The following is an 18,156-nucleotide window of genomic DNA, read 5'->3' as shown; positions in this document are numbered from 1 at the left end:
GCACAGCCGATCACGGGGGACGTGATGGACACGCTGAGCCACATCGCACGCCAAAGCGGACCCGCACTGGCCGGAGTGCTGGTGGTGGCGCAACCGAAGACGGGGACGGGCGCTGGTTCGGGTCGGGTCTGGCTGGTGAACGACGAGACGGACTTGTTCCTGATCGGGGAGAACGAGTGGCAGAACGAACTCGCGAGTTCATGGCGGGATCCCCGATTCGACTATTCCGTGCTCCCATTCGACGCGCAAGGCAACCCGCTCGAAGTCGACCTCGGCGGCCAGGTGCTGGGTGCCGTGGACGAGATGGTGCTCGACCAGTCCGACGAGGACGCGGTCGACAACGTCGAGTTGGTGTTGGGTGTGTTCAGTCGTCCGGTGCATGCTCCGGTTTCGGATGTGGTGTGGCACGAGTTGGTGAATTTTGTTCCTGCTGGGTTGTCGGGGGTTTCGCCTGGTGTTGGTGGTTATGCGACGTTGTTGGCGAAGGTGGATTCGGTGCGGGTTGAGCAGGGTGTGGTGGATACCGGGGGGAAGGTGCCGGCGGATGCGTTGAAGCGTGGGGTGTCTCGGGTGTTTTTGCCGGGTGAGCAGTGGCAGCGGGTTTTGGTGGAGAGTTGGGTTGCGGGTATGCGTGCGATGTTCCCGCATTTGAGTGATGAGCAGGTGGCGGCGTATTCGGGTGGTTTGATCGAGGCTGGTGCGGTGGGGAATGTGGATCAGGTGTCGCTGGGGAGGGAGTTCTTGGCGGCGCGTGGTGGTGTGCGTGCCGAGGTGCAGGCGTTCTTGGATGGGTTGTCGCCGTTGGCGCGCAGGGTGTTCGAGCGGCAGGTGCAGTTGGTGGAGTCGTTGTGGATGATGCCGGAGCCCCGGCTTGGTGGGGTTGAGCGGGATGATCGGCCCGCGGTGGTGGACGCGCTGGTGATGGATTTCGTGTGGCGCCAGTTCGCCGGGGGTGGCGAGGTGTGGGGATCGGTGGTCGACCTTCTGGGGGACGCGAAGTCCGCCAGGGAGTTGTGGCCCGATGTGGCACAGCCGATCACGGGGGACGTGATGGACACGCTGAGCCACATCGCACGCCAAAGCGGACCCGCACTGGCCGGAGTGCTGGTGGTGGCGCAACCGAAGCTTGGAACGGGCGCTGGCCCCGGCCGGGTATGGCTGGTGAACGACGAGACGGACGTGGTGTTAGCCGGGACGACGGTTCGGCACGAGGAGTTGGCGGAGTCTTGGCAGGACCCTCGGTTCGACTATTCGGTGCTCCCGTTCAACGCTCGGGGGCAGCGCATCGACGTGAACCTCGGTGACCGGGTGTTGGGTCTGGATTCGTTGCCGGGAGTTCCTGAAAGCGATCCCGCCAACGACGAATACACGAGCATGGTGGGAGGGCTCGGCGACTCGCGGCTGGCGACGATACCGGAACCGCAACCAGGGCCAGAGTCGATATCGCCGAACGATCCGGCTGGCAGATCGGCGAGTCCGGAGTCACCCACCCCACCGGGCCAGCCGGGCGCTACCGACCCGGATGATCCGCTGGGCTCCGAACCCGAGGCGCACGGTCCTCATGACACCGATCGAGGGCAAGCCACGCGCGATAACGACAATGAGACACTGAAGAACCACGTGCGTGAGTATTTGTCTGAAGCTCGTGTCAAGGGGTGGGCGCCTAATTATAGAGGTACTAACGGTCTTACGGCGTTCTTGAGGGGTCGGAAGAAGTTAACTATTGCCAATGCCAATACTCTTTGGCGCACGGTGCTGTATGAGCTCATGCCGGAATTTGGTTTTACTCGTCCCGGCATTCGGGCCCGGTCTGTTCCTCATGAGGTATTGAAGAGCTACGTGCGTGAGTATTTGTCTGAAGCCCGTGCTAAGAGGCGGACGCCTACAGATAATGGTCTTGTGGTGCACTTGAGGCGGAATAATCTACGTGGTGACAATAATTTTTGGGTTAAGGTGCTGTATGAGCTCATGTCGGAATTTGGTTTTACTCGTTCCGGCGTTCTGGTCCCGTTTGAGCTCGATGATGTGGTGGTGGCGCGTGCGGATGAGTACGTGTCCGCTGTTTTTGCTGAGGGGCGAATCCCGGTTCTTGAAGGTCCTGAAGGTTTTGCGGAGTTCTTGAAGACAGGTGACGTGCGGAATGAAGACGCGCTGGGCGCAGAAAGTTATTTGCATCGCATGCTGCGTGAGGCCGTGGAGAAACGAGAGGGGGCTGTGTCGGCTTCGGGGCAGGTCGGTCCGCACGAAGACCAGGATCTGAGCGAGTCGGATGAGCCGGTGGCGGGGCCGTCGGGTGCGGAGGCTTTCGCGGATCTGAGGCGTGGCCGGTTGCGCGGCAGCGGGGCGGTGGGGAATGAACCGGGGCTCGCGAACGTCCGGCCGGTCGCGGAAGGGAACGACACGCCGGAATCGAGGCAGGCGTGGTCATTGGATCGGCTGTTCGGAGTGGCTCGTGCGGTGGCGGACCTGTCGGAGGCCGAAGGGGCGAAGGCGGACGAGGTGATCGCTGCCGCGTTCGACGGTGGCCTGGTCAGTGATGCCGATCGGCAGCTCCACCCCGGCCTGGCCGAAGCGATCCGGGGGGTGATCGGCGATGCCGTGCGTGTTGTGGGAACGGCGACCGCGTTGCGGGTGGCCGATGAGATAGCGTTCGATCGGGGCAGTATGGCCCGGGAGTGGAATCCGCATCGGCTCGACATTTCGGGAGATGCGGCAGCCAAGGCCCTCGACTCGATGGAAGACACCGAGTACGTCACCGAACTGCGAGACGCCGTTTCCCCATTCGCGTCCTTGATCGACTCCGATCTCACGCAGGAGTCGGCGCGTGATGTTCTCGCGCTGGTGTTGCACCAGTACCACCAGCTGGAGCCCGGTTTACCGCTGTCCGAGAAGGTGCACGAGGTCGCGGAGCTCGCCGGCCGGATCGCTACCGGGCTCGACGAGTGGGCTTGGTTCAGGCTGGTGGGCGAGGCGCGGAAGTACCTGATCGAGAACGAACCGAGGTTTGACTCGGATCGTCGTGACGAATTGGCCCGGCAGGCGAACGAGCTGATGGCCGGCGGAGGCCGCTCGTCCCGCCGGACCCGCCCGATAACCGGGGTCGCGCCCGACGAGTTGCGAACCGTCCTGATGTCCCTGCTGGACAAAGGCCAGGAGGTCGAAGGCGCACTGCTGTTGGCCACCCGGATCGGAAATCCGGCTCGCCCGATCGAGGACGACGATCCTTCCGGTTATGGGCCATCCGCGAAGCGGTTGTCAACGATCCAAGAGGAGCCGGAACCAGGCGAGGAGGCACCGGCCAGCGACGTTGCCGCCGACTCCGCTCCAGCCGTGGCGGAGAAGCCTCGCGATCTCGGGCGGACCTTCCGGCCGGCCGAGACGCTGGGGGGTGCGAAGACGAATGGGCCGGTGGAAAACGTCAGCTCCGTGATCGACGGTCTAATGGAGTATCTGGAGCTCCATCTTCAGCGCTCTGTTGAGCCCAAGGACGTAACCGGTCTTGAAGAGATTCAGGACACCTTGACGAACAAGCCGGAAAGCCTGCAGGACGGTTCGGGCAAGTGGTTCCAAGTCACTGCTGACGGTCGGCGCTTCGAATTCCTGCTGCGGACGGAATTCGATCCGCGCAAGGCCGAGGGTGTCGAGTCCGCGGGGAAGATGTCGGCCGCCCGGGAGGCGGTGGGCAAATCCGAGTTGAGCAGGACGCACCACCGCAACCGCGCGGAGACGTTCCTGATCATGCTGGGCACCGCGGGCATCGGCTGGTTCGGCAGCTTCAAGGGCAAAGTCACCCTCACCCGGCCGAGTACGACGCGAGACGAGAAGGTGACGCGGGACTCCGCCCGCTCCCTCGAGTTCGAGGTACCCACGCGCGCGCGGGAGGCCCAGGTGCCGTTCCGGGTGGTGGCGTCCTTGTTCGACGCCAGGGCCAACGCGCTCGTGCGCGAGCGGATGGTGGGGCCGTACCTGCGGGCGCCGATGACCGTGCCGACGGACCTTCCCACGCCGAAACGGGACGGCTGGCGCCCCGCCGGTCCACACCTTCCGCACGCCGCGGTGCTGGACGCGAAGGTGCATCCGGAGGCGGAGGCGACCTACAAGGGGAAACCGCTGCGGGAGCGGGGGATCGTCCACAAGCTCACGGCCAGGTTGCCGAAGGGCATGTTCCGCCCCGGTCAGGCCGCGCTGGACGACCTGCGCCAGTTCGTCAGCGAGGACGACATAGCGAAGAACCTGTCGTCGATGGAGATCACGCCGCAGCAGAAGAAGGACGGGGTGGGCGGCTGGCAGGACGTGGGGCTGGACGAACCCGCCAAGTGGCTGAAGGGACAGCGCGCGAGGCGGGTGCGGTTGCAGAGGCGGGTCGTCGTCCGTGAAACCCAGCATCTGCGGGACGTCGACGACGTGCGGGTGCGGCGGGTGGCGGCTCGCGACACCGATGTCACGAACACGATGAGCACCAGCCACCACAAGGGCTTCGACGGCACGACCGGGCCTGTGCTGGAAGGCGGTGTGATCAGGCCGGCCGCCGGACCCTTGGCGGGGGTCGAAGGAGCGAACACCCACGAGCGGACGTCCTCGGCACGGGACACGGACCAGAACTCGACGGTGACCAAGGAGAAGGTCAGCGTCTACGCCGTCAAGTACGACCTGGAATTCCGCGAGGTGGGCAAACCGTCGACCATCTTCCGCGAGGGCCTCACCGCCTACCGCGTGGCCACCGCTGCGGACGCGCGGGCGGCCGGGATCCACCCGGACACCGACAGCCAGGAGCAGTCGCCTGCCGAAGAGCGGTCGCCCCCGCCCGCTGTGCTGGACCGCGCGACGCTCCAGCACAGCGGCGCGGGCACGGAGGTGGCGAAGCTGATCATCGGTGCCCTGCGGAAGAGCCGGGTGGGCGAGCGTTGGAAGTGGGGCGGCTCCGACTCCCCCGTCGACCTCGACGACACCGCGGCGTTCACCGGGCGCCTCACCCGCAAACTGGCGGAGCAGGCCGCCAAGATCAGCGAACTGCGCGAACAGGTGGGGGACGATCAACTCGGCCCCGGCCCGGTGACCCTGGACTTCAGCCACGAGGGAAAGCTGCACACCCACCACCTGCGGGTCACGGTGACCCGCGAAGTCGAGACCGCCATCGCCGGTGATCGGCTGGAAGGCGAGCCCGGCTCGGGAACCACCCACTCGACCGAGATCGGGTCCGAAGCCACCCGGGAAAAGGAGTTCTCCACCAGCTTGGGTGTCGTGGCCCGTGCTTATCCCGAGGGCGGTTTCGCCGAGTGGCACGCCCTGGCTACGAGAGCCACCCGCCGTTCGACCACCATCGGCAGATCGGCCAAGACGGGGGGCACGGAGGCCACGGGGCTCCCGGGTCCGGACGGCACACTGAAGAACGCGGCGTACCGCGAATACTCCGGAACGGTGCGCTACCGCGTCGAGGCCGTGCAATGGACCACGGCCAAGCCCGCCCTCACGACACTGCTGGGGCCTCAGCAGCCCGAAGAACAACAGCGGGTGGCCGTCGGCGATGGTTCCCCCGAGGGGGCCTCGGTCAAGGTCGGCTTCACCACCCTGGTTTCCGACCTCGACAGGCTGATCCCCGGAGGCCCACCACGAGAGGGGGAGGACAGCGCCTGGACCCGGCTCGACGAGGCCGCGATCAACCACCTCGTCCAGGGCCCCCGGCTGAACAACGTGAAGATCGCGGGCAAGGTCGATGACACGCACCTGGTGGCGCGGACCAAGGAACTGGTCAGGGAGGTCTCCTGGGGTCCGCTCGACGGGAGCCAGCACGCCCGGATCGAGGAGGCGTTCCCCGCCGAGTCCGACTATCCCCAGCACCACGGGTTCAACGCTTCTCCGCCGGAAGCCACACCCAGCTCCGGGCAGCGGATAGAGGTGGGAACGTCCACCGAGGTCATCGAGGTGGACCCACTGCCCATCAGTACCTGGTCGGATACCGCCGACGAGGTGACCGGTACCACGTTCGTCGAGGCCGGCGATGGGCGGACCTGGGCGATCGTTCCGAGCGAGTTCGAGGTGTTCGTGCTCCCGGGCATGAAGCACTACGGGATCCGTGTTTTCAGCATGGTCGGTGCCGGTCTGATCACTACCCAGATCACGGACGTGAACGGCAGGCGCGTGGAGGCCAGCGAAACCACGACCCGCACGTCTGCCGGGAAACGCCGGACGCTGGCGAGGGTGAAACTGCGGCGGCGCGTGGTGGTGGAAGGCCGACCCTACGGCAAGGCCGGGCGGCGCACGTTGACCCGGGAGTCGCCGCCCGCGTGGAAGCTCCTGTCCGATGGACCCGGCTCCCGGCCGCGGGATCACATCACCCGCGTGGCCGAGGAAAGGGAAGACTACGTCTACGCGTGGTTGACCGATGCCGATATCAAGGCGGTGAACGAGAGCGCTGCGGTAAATGAGGGCACCGAATCAGCGCAGCCGTCGCTCGAGCTGGCCGAACAAGCACCGTGGCGGCAGGGGCTGAACCACCTGGACACCTCGATCGACCTGACGGAAGCCATTCCGGCTCTCCACCAAAAGCTGGTCGACCACCCGGACATCGGCCCGGAGGTCGCCAACCAAATCTTCGAACCGTCGCCGACCAAAGGGGCGGGCAACTACGCCGAAGCGATGCGTTTTCTGCGCACCATGCGGAACCACCTCGGCGACGCGGGCAGCAGTAGCGTGGACACCTCGTTGTCGTTGGAAAACAGGGCATTCCGGCAGACGTACGAGCTACACGTCCAGGCTCGGCCGAAAGGACAGGTGGGCGTTCCCGTCCCCCTGCCCGACGGCTTGACCTTCGCCAACACGCTGCGCGACTTCGACAGCAAAGAACGGACGCTGAAGGGGTCGTATCTCAAGACGGCCCAGGCAGTCCTCATGTTCGCGTCGATGACCGGCGAGGACCCCAGCCTCGCTACTCCGGGTAACGCAGTCGCAGGCGTCAGCGTCCTCGGCGAGCAGGCCTTCGGGACCAAGACGAAGGGTGTCAAGGACAAGACCGAGACGTCGGGCGGACAGACCATGACGATGTCCGGCTCGGCGGAACAGGTTTCGTCCCTTTTCCGGTTCGAGATTTCCGTCCAGCGCGACGGCAAGGTGTTCGCCGCGGTCCAGCTCGACCGGACGATCGCTCTGTCTCGGGCGCTTGAGGACGGGCTGTCGTCGGGAATCCCCGCCGATCAACTCGGCATTGTGGGCAAACCCACGATGCGACGGGTGCAGGTGTCCCCCGAGAGCCTTCGACAGTGGCACGACGAGCCGGGGTACCTCGGCATTCCGAATCCGGAAATGTCCTTCGTGGAGGACGTTTACTTACCGATGGACCGTTTGGTGGGCATCGCCGCGCAGATGATCGCCAAAAAAGGCGGCACCGTGTCGAAACAGGTCCGCAGGGAGCTGCGCGCACTCTTCTCGCGTCGCCTGACGAAGAACGGGCTACTCGCCGCGCTGAAACGGGGCTTGTTGTTACCGGTGAAAGCCAAGCGGGATGTCACACTGGTGCTGCACGCTCGGCCTGGTGCTTCCGCGCGGCTGGGCGCGCCAAGCGAACGCTTCACTTTCGGCGACGAGTCGGCCAGCACCAGGACGCAGGAAGTCACGACCGCGTCAACCCGGTTCCAGCACGAGCTGGCCGGAGGCTGGGGACCCGTGGCCCCCGGGGTGCCCGTTTTGGGGATCTCCGTGCAACCGCTCCTGGAAGGCGGATCCTCCACCAAGAGCACGGCGGCCAGCCAACTGCTCAGCAGATCGCAGGTTGGGCCGAGCACCGCACCGGACGACTCCAAGCTCAGTAGCTCCTGGCTGGAAGACTTCGAGTTCCGGCTGGTGGCCATGCGCAGCTCGGAACTCCGCCGCATGCGTGCCGCACTGGCCGCGCTCCGGCCAGGGACTGCCGCGAAACACACCCCCAAACGCAGGGCCGTGGCCGCGTTGCGATCGGGGAAGCCCCGCGTGAGATTCATCGGCAAACAGCTCGACGTGATCGATTTCGAGGTCAAGAACGCGGCGCTGATCCGGCGCACCGACCGCAACGACCGGATTCCGGCCGAGCTCGTCGCGGCGACCAAGACCCTCGCCGAGCGGGACCGGGCATGGGTCGAAGCGGCGCGGCACCGCGACGCTGCCAAGTGGTGGCAGGACCAGGTGACCGAACTGAACGAGTTGCTGGCGCGGCCCCGCCCGCACAACGAGATCGATACCGTTGCCATCGACGTGTTGACCAGCCGGGGCGTTCGCGCCGAGGACGGCGCAGAGGCGGCACGGGCGGTGTCGGAAGCCGAAGAGGCGTTGAGGGAGCGTGCCGAGGCCAGGGAGCTGGCGAAGTCGGCGTACGAACGGGAACTCCGCTGGGCCCGCGAAGCCGTCGTGGCGAAGCTGGAGCCGGACGCGACGATCGAGGCAGGCCGGACCGGCCTGACACGGCTCGAGGACGAGAGTCGGCTGAACCGCATCGCTCAACGCCTGCTCGACTGGCACCGCGAAGGGTACGCGCCGCGGATGGAACTGCGCGGGCTCGGCCTTATCGAGGCAGCGGAAGCCGTCGAACAGCACATGCGAGAGCTCATCCGGCGGCTCGACCACCGGGTTGGTCTCGCCGGAGCCGAAGGCAGCCACCGCCCCACACTCCACCAGATCGGCGTGCGCACCCACGTCACCTTCACACACGGGACCGGACCGGTCGAGGCACAGATCTGGTTGGACAAGGGGGAAAAGGTCGCGCCGTCGGAAGACGAACGGTCGGATTCGGAGTTCGGCGACGAGTGGTTCGACGAAATGCGGGAGCGGTTGGAGCGGTTGTCGGGGCGGGAGCCGGGTGAGGATATTCCGGTCACGGTTGCCGGTTCGCGGCGGGGGCCGGTGTTGCCGGGTGATCCGGGTGTGGGCAGCAAGCCCGGCATCGAGCCGGTTCGTTCGGTGCCGCCGGCGGTGGCTGAAGGGGACGTGCTGGGCAAGTGGGCGCAGGACGTCGTTACCCACTGGGGTGACGTCGAGCGGTTGATGGCCGACGACGGGGCGCGGTACCGGGTGGTGGTCGAGTCGGCGGCCGAGGTGAAGCGGCGGGCGGGCGAAGACGAGGGTGAGGCCGTCGACAGCATGAAACGCGTCCTTCGGGGTGTCGGGGCGTTGCGCGTCGGGGCAGAGGTGCACGCGGAAATCAACTCGATGGCGAAACGCGCTAGCCGGGAGCCGCTGAGGTCAGCGAACGAGGTGATCGCCGAGTCGGGCCGGTTGGATTCGGTGCACGGCGTTGGCGACTGGGAGCGGCGGGAGGAGACCAGGCGCTACTTGGCCGAAGTGGAGCGTGCTCGCGAGGAAGTCGTCCAGGGCATCGTGCTCGACGAGCACGTCGAGGTCGTTTCCCGGCTCGTGGCCGACGAATACCTGACGTCGTTGCGACCGATCGACGAGTTGAAGCGGTACGCCACCGAACTCGCCCTGCTCCTGGGCGGCGTCGAGCCGAGCCGGATGCTCGCGGTGAAGTACCGGCCTATCGGGCGCGGTGGCGCGCCGTCGACCGGCCAGGCGGCCCTGTCGGCCGGAGACACGGCACAGCGGCAGCATCTCGCCGAGGAGTTCGCGAGGACGATCGCGCAGTTGAGCCGACATGCGCGAGCCTTGCCCGAGCACGCGTTCCCCGGTTTGCGGCAGCGAACCGCGCAGTGGTCGGATTCGGTGCGCAGAAACGATTTCGGTAGTTCGCCGTTGGATCTTTTTTCGGAGCGACTGGAAAAGGCACGCGAGTTGCTGGCCCAGGTGCGGGCGCGCAGGGCGCAGCAGATCGCTGGTATCGCCAACGCCTCGGCAGCCGCTGGTGAACCACGGTTCTATCGGGAAGGTATTCCTGATGGCGAAAGTTCTCGCGAAGATGTGAAAATGGGATTCGAGGTCGAACTTCAATTAATCGATGATTCTGACTCTATGTCGGATTTAGCGGAGTGGGAGGACGAGGAGCCGACGACTCCTGACTCGGTCGCCACACTTCCGGGGATCAGGAAGTTCATCCGGCGAGCCGACCTCCTGGGTCGGGAACTGCTTGCGGGCGGTCACATTATCGAATGGGAGCACGGGCTGCCGGAGGGGTTGCCGAATAGTACGGATCCGACGATTGCCATAGCGCGCTCCGCGCGCAAGTGGGCGTTGGTTTCGGAGGATGCGTATGACTTCGCCTTGGAACTGGTGTCGCATATCTTGCAGCCGGGCCGGAATTCGGAAGAGTGGGCGGAACTGGACGACGTGCTGGCCATCTGCCGGGATGCCGACGGCACCACCGACAAGGTGGGCGGACACGTCAACGTGAGTCTCGGATCGAATCTCACGCCTGGTGAGTACGCGCGGTTGGCGCGGTTGACCAAGGCGTACGAGTCAGTGCTGTATCGGCTCGGCAACTATCCAGGTGGCGGCCAGCGCAGAATCAAACTGGTGGGACCGAACCCGGTACCTCCGCATCCGTCGCAGGTCCGGACTTATGACGATGTGCGGAAGCTGAGTCGCAACAAGTACGACGCGGTGAATTACCAGCACGTCCACGGGACCGACGCGGACCGGGTCGAGTTCCGTTTCTGGGCAGGTGGTCTGGACGCGTGGATGTGGCAGGTGCACGCCGAGGTGAGCGTGGCGATGATGCGCGCGGCGAAGGATCCGACCATCGATCAGCGCCTGGATGAGCTGCTGGAGACGTTGCCGTTGGCGCTTGGCCAGGGTGATGTCGGGTTGCCGGCGCTGGTGGATTTCCTGAGCTTGCTGCCGATCGGGGAGAAGGCCCAGGAACTGGTGGTACAGCTGTTCACCAGAACGTGGACCTGGGCCGACGAAGATGGTAACGACGTCTTGTTCCGCGCGCAGACCGTGGCGCTGGCCGGTGGTGCGTTGTACTTCCCGGCTCCTGCGGTTCCTTCGAGCAGCGGCGTGCAGTTGTCGAGGGCTGTTCCGCACTACCCCGGCGCCGATATGGTCTTCGCCAGTTTGAACAGTGGCGGAAACGGGGTCGCGCTGCGGAACGGTTCAACGGTACCGGGGGAACAATTCCTGACGATTATTCGGCAGCAGCCGCATAAGATCGGTAGCGAGAAGCTACTGGTGCTTGCCATCCCCGGCGTGGACAAGACGAGCTGGTTCAATTCTGCGCTCGAGAGCTTTCCCGGCCATTCGGTGTTGGTCCCGGCGAACAACTGGGCCGTGTCGGACGGGCGTGTCCTGGCGACTCGGAGCGGTTTCGATCAGGAAGGTCGGATCCGGCACGAACCCGATCCGGCAGGGTGGATCCTCTTCTACCTCGATGACAACACGGAAGTCATCCGCAGTGAAACTCATGAGACGGATCTGGGTCGCGCCATCGAAGTGGCGACCGATGACGGCAGGATGGATATCGATGAGAAGTCGGATTCCGACGGTATGCCATCGTCCGCTCCGCGGTCGGCCGACGAGGAGGTCTTCGGGCCGCTGCGGCGGCGTGGCCCCGACGATAGTAGTGATGTCGAGATGGCCGATCGTGATTCTGAAGCCGAGATGCCAGAACTCGACATCTTCGATGCATTCGTCGTGGAGCCGGACGAGGGATACGAGAACCTTTTGCATATCCTGACAGGTTCGGCAGAGCCCCTTGATTTCCCGACGTTGTACCGGGTGATCCAAGGGTTGCGGAACTGGAACCCTTTAGCCGATGGCGACGTGAAGAACGCTGTGCGATCTGCCGTCGGCACGGGGCTGCTGGCCGAAGAGGAAGCCACCATGGTGGTGGACTTGCTGGACTTGATGCTCGGTGAGCAAGCAGCGAAGTCCCGTGCTCGTACCGGACGAGGTGGTGTCCGAGTCGTTGAGGTGTCCGAGGAGCGAGTGATCGAGACGTGGAACACTATAGAGCAGCCCACCCCTGAAAAGGTTTTCAGGTCTTTACGGAATGCCGAGGGCCTGTCTGGAGCGAACTTAACGAAAGGTTGGATCTTCTCTGTCCTTGCGAGAAACAGCAAGGGCTCGCCGCGTTATCTTGGTGATATGCCATCAAGGATGTCTGCACAAATTGTGCGTTCACGTAACAGAATGCAACAGGATTCGGAGGCTTCGCCCGGGTTGGCAAATATTCGCACCGAGCTGGGTCGCCGCGGCTGTACGCCGATTCCGTCAGAGCGAATGATCGATCTTGTTCTGAAATGGTATGACTCGCGTGCCGGTAACGCTTCCGTGTACGAGCGATGGGTTCACGGGAGGACGGAGAACGAGGTGGGGGTGGAGGAGGTGTTCCGGCTGTGGGCGGAGATGAAATCGGCGCATCCATCGGAAAGTGTGAACAGAATCTACAAAAGGATGATACAAAGTTTCCGAGACGCGGGTCGCGCGGCGCCATCCGTCACTCGGATGGACAGGGATATGCTCAAATATCGACAGTTATACAAGCGGCGAGAATCTGGGTCTGCGGGCGTCATGCGCCCGGTCGAACAGGCCGAAATTGCGCTCTGGGATTCTGTCTCGCCTGAAGTGGTGCGAAAGATCCTCGAAAAGAAAGAAGAAAATCCGCCGCGCATCATGGACGCATTGGTGTCGGATATATCTGAAAAAGGATTACCTGTCATTCATTACGAGGATGTCAAGTACATTTTGAGAATGGAAGAAATTGCTTCGGGATTGATGCGTAAGGTGGTAAATCTGCGCTCTTCTGGCTTTGAATCTGGTAAGATTGTTAGTGTTGCAAGTCTTGATCTGTATTTCCAGATGGAATCGTTTGACTGGTTGTCGAAAGCTGGCTGGAGCGCGCCTTCCAATCATATGATCGAGGCTGTGCTGAATCGTTTCAGCTTGCTGGAGTTTTCCGGCTATTGGTCGGTGTTGTACTTGTTGCGGAGAGCGGGGGAGGTTGATGTCGGGGATCTGCTCACCTCGCTGGCCCGTGCGCGATCGGCCGGTCACGACGAGGACAAGAAGCTGGCACTCGTGGAGACGGCGCTGGCCGCGGAGGAAGGACGATTGCCTCGGTGGGCTGGTGAGCGGGCCGCCGAGATCGCGGGCGAGGTGGTCGCGCCTACCAAGATCGTCTTCGGCGATGTGGCGGAGGGGACGGCGCGGTGGTTGCGTGCCGCTGTGGCGGCGGGAGACATCGACGGCGTGGTGGCGGCTTTGCGGGGGCTGGATCGTGATCCGATGGTGCTGGGGGCGGTGGAACGGGAGTACCACCGGCTGACTGGTGGGGCGAAACTCTACGACCGGATACGGGCCATGTACCCGGAACAAGAGGGGTTCGTCGACTACCTGTTCGCGTTGAACAGTGATGTTCCAGTGACGATGCGGCTGGCGCGCCGATTGGGTGTGGAGCTGGTGCGAACCACCTACGCCGATCCGCGGTCGGGTGAGCAACTCGTACCGGGTGCTTACCCGGATGGGGGCAGCGAGGTGCGCGTGCGGCTGTGGGCGGCGAAGCTGCGCCAGCTCGGAGTGAAGCCGTTCAAGATCTCCGTGGTCCGTGGTCATGACCCGCTGATGGGCCGATCCGGCCACGCCGCGTCGGCTGCCGCTTCCCGGCCGGGTGAGGTGCGGTTGGACGCGCACGCCGCGGTGGCCTTCCACGTCGCCGGGTCGTGGGGCGAGCCGGAGTTGCGCGTTCTGGACCTGGCGTTCGGGATGGACGAGCTGGGTGTGGTGGTGCCGTTGACCGTGGATGACTGGCTGGCTCGCTTCGGTGTCGGGAGCGAGCACCTCCGGGTCGAGGGTGACTTGGCCACGGTGAAGGCCGAAGTCACCCGGTACTGGCGAGGTCAGGGGGCGGGTGCGGACCTTCCGGTGGTGGCGGTGACCGAGCCGCAGGCCGGTCCGATCCGTCGTCGTGAGGAGTTCCCCGACGGTTGGGACGAGCGGACCTGGCAAGACGCGGTCGAGGACGCACGGCGGGAGACGGGATCACTGGCTCGAGAGTCCGCTGTGGTCAAGACCAGGGCCGGGGACCGTGTTGACGCGGCACTGAGGGCGCTGCTGGTTGCCGGCCACGAGGTCAAGGCCTTGACGGCGGAGTTGCGGAATCTCGCCGCTCGTGAGCCGGAGGGCGTAGCAGGGGCGTTGCGGCGTGTTCCCGGTCTCCGTGAGCGGTTCCCGGAGGAAGTGCGTGCGGAGTTGGACGAGTTGTTCCCGTCGCCGGACGAATCGGTTGTGCGGGGTGAGCCTTCGGCGGCGGAACGTGTCGTGGGTGCGGTGCTGCGGGAGGATCTGCTGCGGGATCGGGGGTTGTTCGACGAGGTGGTCGGGACTGTCGACGAGGCGTTGAGGAGTGGCTGGGATGAGGGGCGTGCGTTGCGGTTGGCGTTGCGGGTCGGGCGTGGGCTGGGCGTGCTGCTTCCGCAGGCGCGGTCGCGTCCGGGGGCCGCTGTTGAGGTTCTGGCGCCTGAGGGGGAGATCCGGCTGGGTTCGGAGGCTGATATCCGGGAGGCGGCGTCACGGCTTCCGCGGGCTGATTCGTCTTCCGCGCGCTGGGTGTTCGCGGACGCGTTGGTGGATTCGGTCTTCCTGCCGGGCGTGGTGAGCGAGGATCTTCGCCGGGCGGTGGTGTCGTTGGTCGCCACGAAGGATTCCGCGAGTGCGGCGCTCGGCTACGCGGAGGATCTGGGGATTGTCTTGGGGGTGGTCGATCCTCGTTGGCATGTCGATCGGGAGGTTCCCTTCACCTATGCCGACGGGTCGCTGAAAATGAAAGTGTTCCCCAGTAAACGGCGGGATGTGCCGGTGGCAAGGTTGATGGCCGCCCGGTTCGGCGAAGAGGGGCCGCGGAATTACGCGCGGATCGATCCGGAGACGGGCAAACCGGAGTTGCTGACCGGAGAATGGCCGGAAAGGACCGTGCTGGTGGACTTCCACGCCGGTGGTGATCCGGCTCGAGGAAACGGTGATCCCGTGCGGATGGCCAAACGGGTGTGGGTGAGTTTGCGGCTCGGCGGATGGAATCCCTCGGGCGACTTGATCTCGTTCGCCTGCGCGCCTCTTGGCTCGGGCTACGAGCGTACGTTCACCAGTACGCTGCGATCGCTGGGGCATCGGGGTGCTGTTTTCGTTCCCACGCAGATGCCCGCTACGAACCAGCATGGTGACCTGGTCGTGACCAAGGGCGGTGTTTTTGTCCGGTCCGGCACTGTTCTCCACGAAGGTTCCCCGCTGTTCGACACGAACCATGACGAGTTCGTCCGCGACCCGGTCCTCGGCCACCTCCGCCTCCGCGGCCCACCTGCCAATCGGGGCGTGAAATCGACCGAGGCGCTCGACGCGGCCATGTCCGATGTCGGTGCTGTGGAGGCTCCGTCCGCTGAGTCGATTGTCACAGCGATCTTCGGCGACCCCGCCCCGTTCCTGGCTCCCGACCACCCGCTGCGGCGCCAGGCGGCCGAGCTGTACAAGGCTCATCGGGATCTGTTGGAGGGCTGGCCTTCCGATGACGCCATCAGCCCTCGAGAGGAATTCACGCGGATCTGGAACACCCGGAGCCTCGTGGACCTGCGTGCGAACTTCGAAGCAAATCTGGATGGTGCTGTCCACGTGGTACCGGATACCGCGGTGGCCGAGTTCCGTGAACTGTCCGGTTTGCAAGCCGACCTGAAGGGACTCCGCCGGGATTCGGATGGTCCCGACGTTCTCCCCACTGCCTATCCGTTGATCGAGAGCTTGCTGATCCAGTACATCCCTGCTGACCGGCAGGGCGCTCAGGAGCGGGCACTCGCTCGTGACACGGCGATCGCGGTGGCCGGAAAATCTCGCGACCTGAACTGGAACGATCCGTCACCGGACGCGCTCAACTTCTTGGCATGGCTCGGCACCGATATCGGCCGGTTGCGATCCCGCTACGACCCGCCGATCTGGATGGCCGCCGTCAGGGCACTCGAACAGCGGTGGGAAAACCGGTTCGACGAAGCCGACGAGGTACTGGCGGATCTGGACGAAGATGCAAAGCGCCACGCACTGATGGCAGCCGAGGCCGCACTCGCAGAGTTGGGTACGTCGGAGCTGGGCAAGCGGGTACTCGCCGCGCACGCGGCTGCTCTGTCCGGGTGGCTCCGTGATCGCCTTAGTGGCGACGGTTCGGTAGAGGCGTTCCGCGCGGTGTGGAACGACCCGGTGCTCGCTGAAATGCGCGCGGTGTTCCCGGGTGGTGCCTACACCGAGGTCGAGGACGGCGTCACTGGTTACTACTCCCGGTCCGCACAGTGGGTTTCGACGCTGCGTACGGTGGCGCAACTGCCCGCGACCCACGTCGAAACGAGCCTGCTGGAGGACGCCGAGGAGGCATTGGGGCTCGATGAAGACCGCGAGGAACTGCCACACCAGGTCGCGCGGCGCGCCGTGGTGCTCCTCGATCAGATGATCGACGCGGTCGCGCGTGCCGTCGTGCTCGACCGACGGCTTGGCCGGGCGCCGGATCACCCCGATAGCGGGCCGTCGACCGCGGCACGGCTCGGTACGGCCTTCAAGGAGGCTCTCGGCAAGTGGGGTGACGGGAGCGACGCAGCTTGGAACAGCGTCGAGGACGCGTTCGACATGATCGAGATGGACCACGAGGCGGCGCTGCTCGCCGGGTCCGCCTTCCTGCGCCAGGAGTCCGACGAGACCGGGCTGGCGCGACAGTTGGTCGAGGAAGTGCATCCGGCGACGCATCAGGACGACATCGCGCGTGCCGTGCTCGCTGACATCACCGCTGTCGTCGGTGCCAGGCTGCGCGCCGGGATGTCCGAAGAGGACGCTCGGGAACTGGCGCGCGCGTTGCGCGAGGATTTCGAGGCGCTGCGAGCAGATCAGGCAGCCGCGCGGGCACTGCTGCTCGTCGAGCGGATGGTGCTCGACGAGGACATCGATTTCGCTCACCCGGGCGGTCCCGCCACCGCCTGGGAACTCGGAGTGGACGATGCCGAGCGGATCGAGGACTCCCGCGTCCAGCACCGCGACGAACTCGGCCGCCTGTGGGAGAGGGCTTGGACCTTGCCACTGGCGGACCGGCGTGTACGGTTCGCATTCGGTAATGCGGTGTTCGGCGAAGACATCAGCACCGGCTTGACCGACCTCGGTGAAGACATCGTGCGCGATGTCGTCTTCATGCACGGGTTCGCCGTCGGCACCTGGTTCGCCACGTTGCCGCTCGATGCCGACGACATGCCCGATCCGATAGCCAGCGCGGAAACGAACGAGAACCTCGAGCGGAATTGGAGGAGCTTGGAGTGGCTGCGGGAAGCCGCACCGATCCGGCCGAACCCGACTCGCGCGGACGTGCACAAGTCCTTGGAAACGCTGACCTCGACGAACCGGCTGGGGGCGCAACTGACCCGCGGACGCAACGCGATCGAGGCTCTGCGCGAGGAGGCGGCGAGATGGCGCGCGGACGCTCAGTCGATGCTCGACCTGCCCGATGCCTCTCGCGGGGACAGGGACCCGCGCGCTGACTTCATCGAGGTGATCCGGCACCAGGCGGGCAACACCGACGGGGTGGCCTTCTCGACCGAGCAAATCGAGTTCTCCGAAGAGGCCGAAGCGCGCTTCGATCGTGAGCACGCGGACCGGCGATTCGACGTCGCCGAGGCCGCGCTCACCGGTGAAGCGCGGAGGCGTGCCGACGCGCTGCGGGAAGCCATGACCGATCTCGTCGCGTACGAGGCGTCGAAGCTGCGTTCCGCCCCCGGTTTCGGGGCAGGCCTGACCGAGGAGGGTGACCGCGCGACGCGGCTGGCCCGTGGCCTGCGGGAGCAGTACCTGCGGTTGCTCGAACAAGGCGCTTTCGCCGCCGAGAACGACGAAAGGGTGCGCGCGGTCAACAGGATCGGGGATCGCCGATGGCTGACGCGAGCGGGCGCGGCGCTCGACCTTCCGGACACAACGGCGGACGACCAGGCGGAGCGCTTGGCCGAGCTCATGACCAACTTGGTCGCCTACGTCGACGCTTGGCGGCCGTCGTGGGCGGTGGAGCTGGTCAACGAGCTCAGGCTGGAGCGAAAGAACGCGGCGAACCCCGGCAGCCCGCTCCCGCTCGACGAGAACGAGCGGCTGCCCGAGGGCGCGGATCCGATCGAGCCGCTCGCCGAGGAGTTGCGGGGGAAGTTCCGCCCGATATCCCCCAGTGTCTTGAGCGGGCTGTACGAGCGGTACGGCCAATGGCTGCGACGCGTCGAGAACGTGTGGACCACGTTCTCGGAG

1 protein-coding gene (running past one end of the window) is annotated in these 18,156 nt (G+C 65.2%); it reads left to right on the top strand.

The features are described from left to right. Window positions 1–24: 24 nt before the first annotated feature. Window positions 25–18,156: part of a toxin glutamine deamidase domain-containing protein coding region (locus ABD256_RS33955; RefSeq protein WP_344428643.1), annotated on the top strand (this coding region is incomplete at its 3' end). The annotated region continues 36,409 nt past the right edge of the window; the window shows 18,132 of its 54,541 annotated nt.

Origin of the sequence: Amycolatopsis minnesotensis (assembly GCF_039529815.1) — a bacterium.
Classification (GTDB): Bacteria; Actinomycetota; Actinomycetes; order Mycobacteriales; family Pseudonocardiaceae; genus Amycolatopsis; species Amycolatopsis minnesotensis.
Note: the sequence above shows the minus strand (reverse complement) of the source record. Positions and strands in the feature narration are given on the sequence as shown.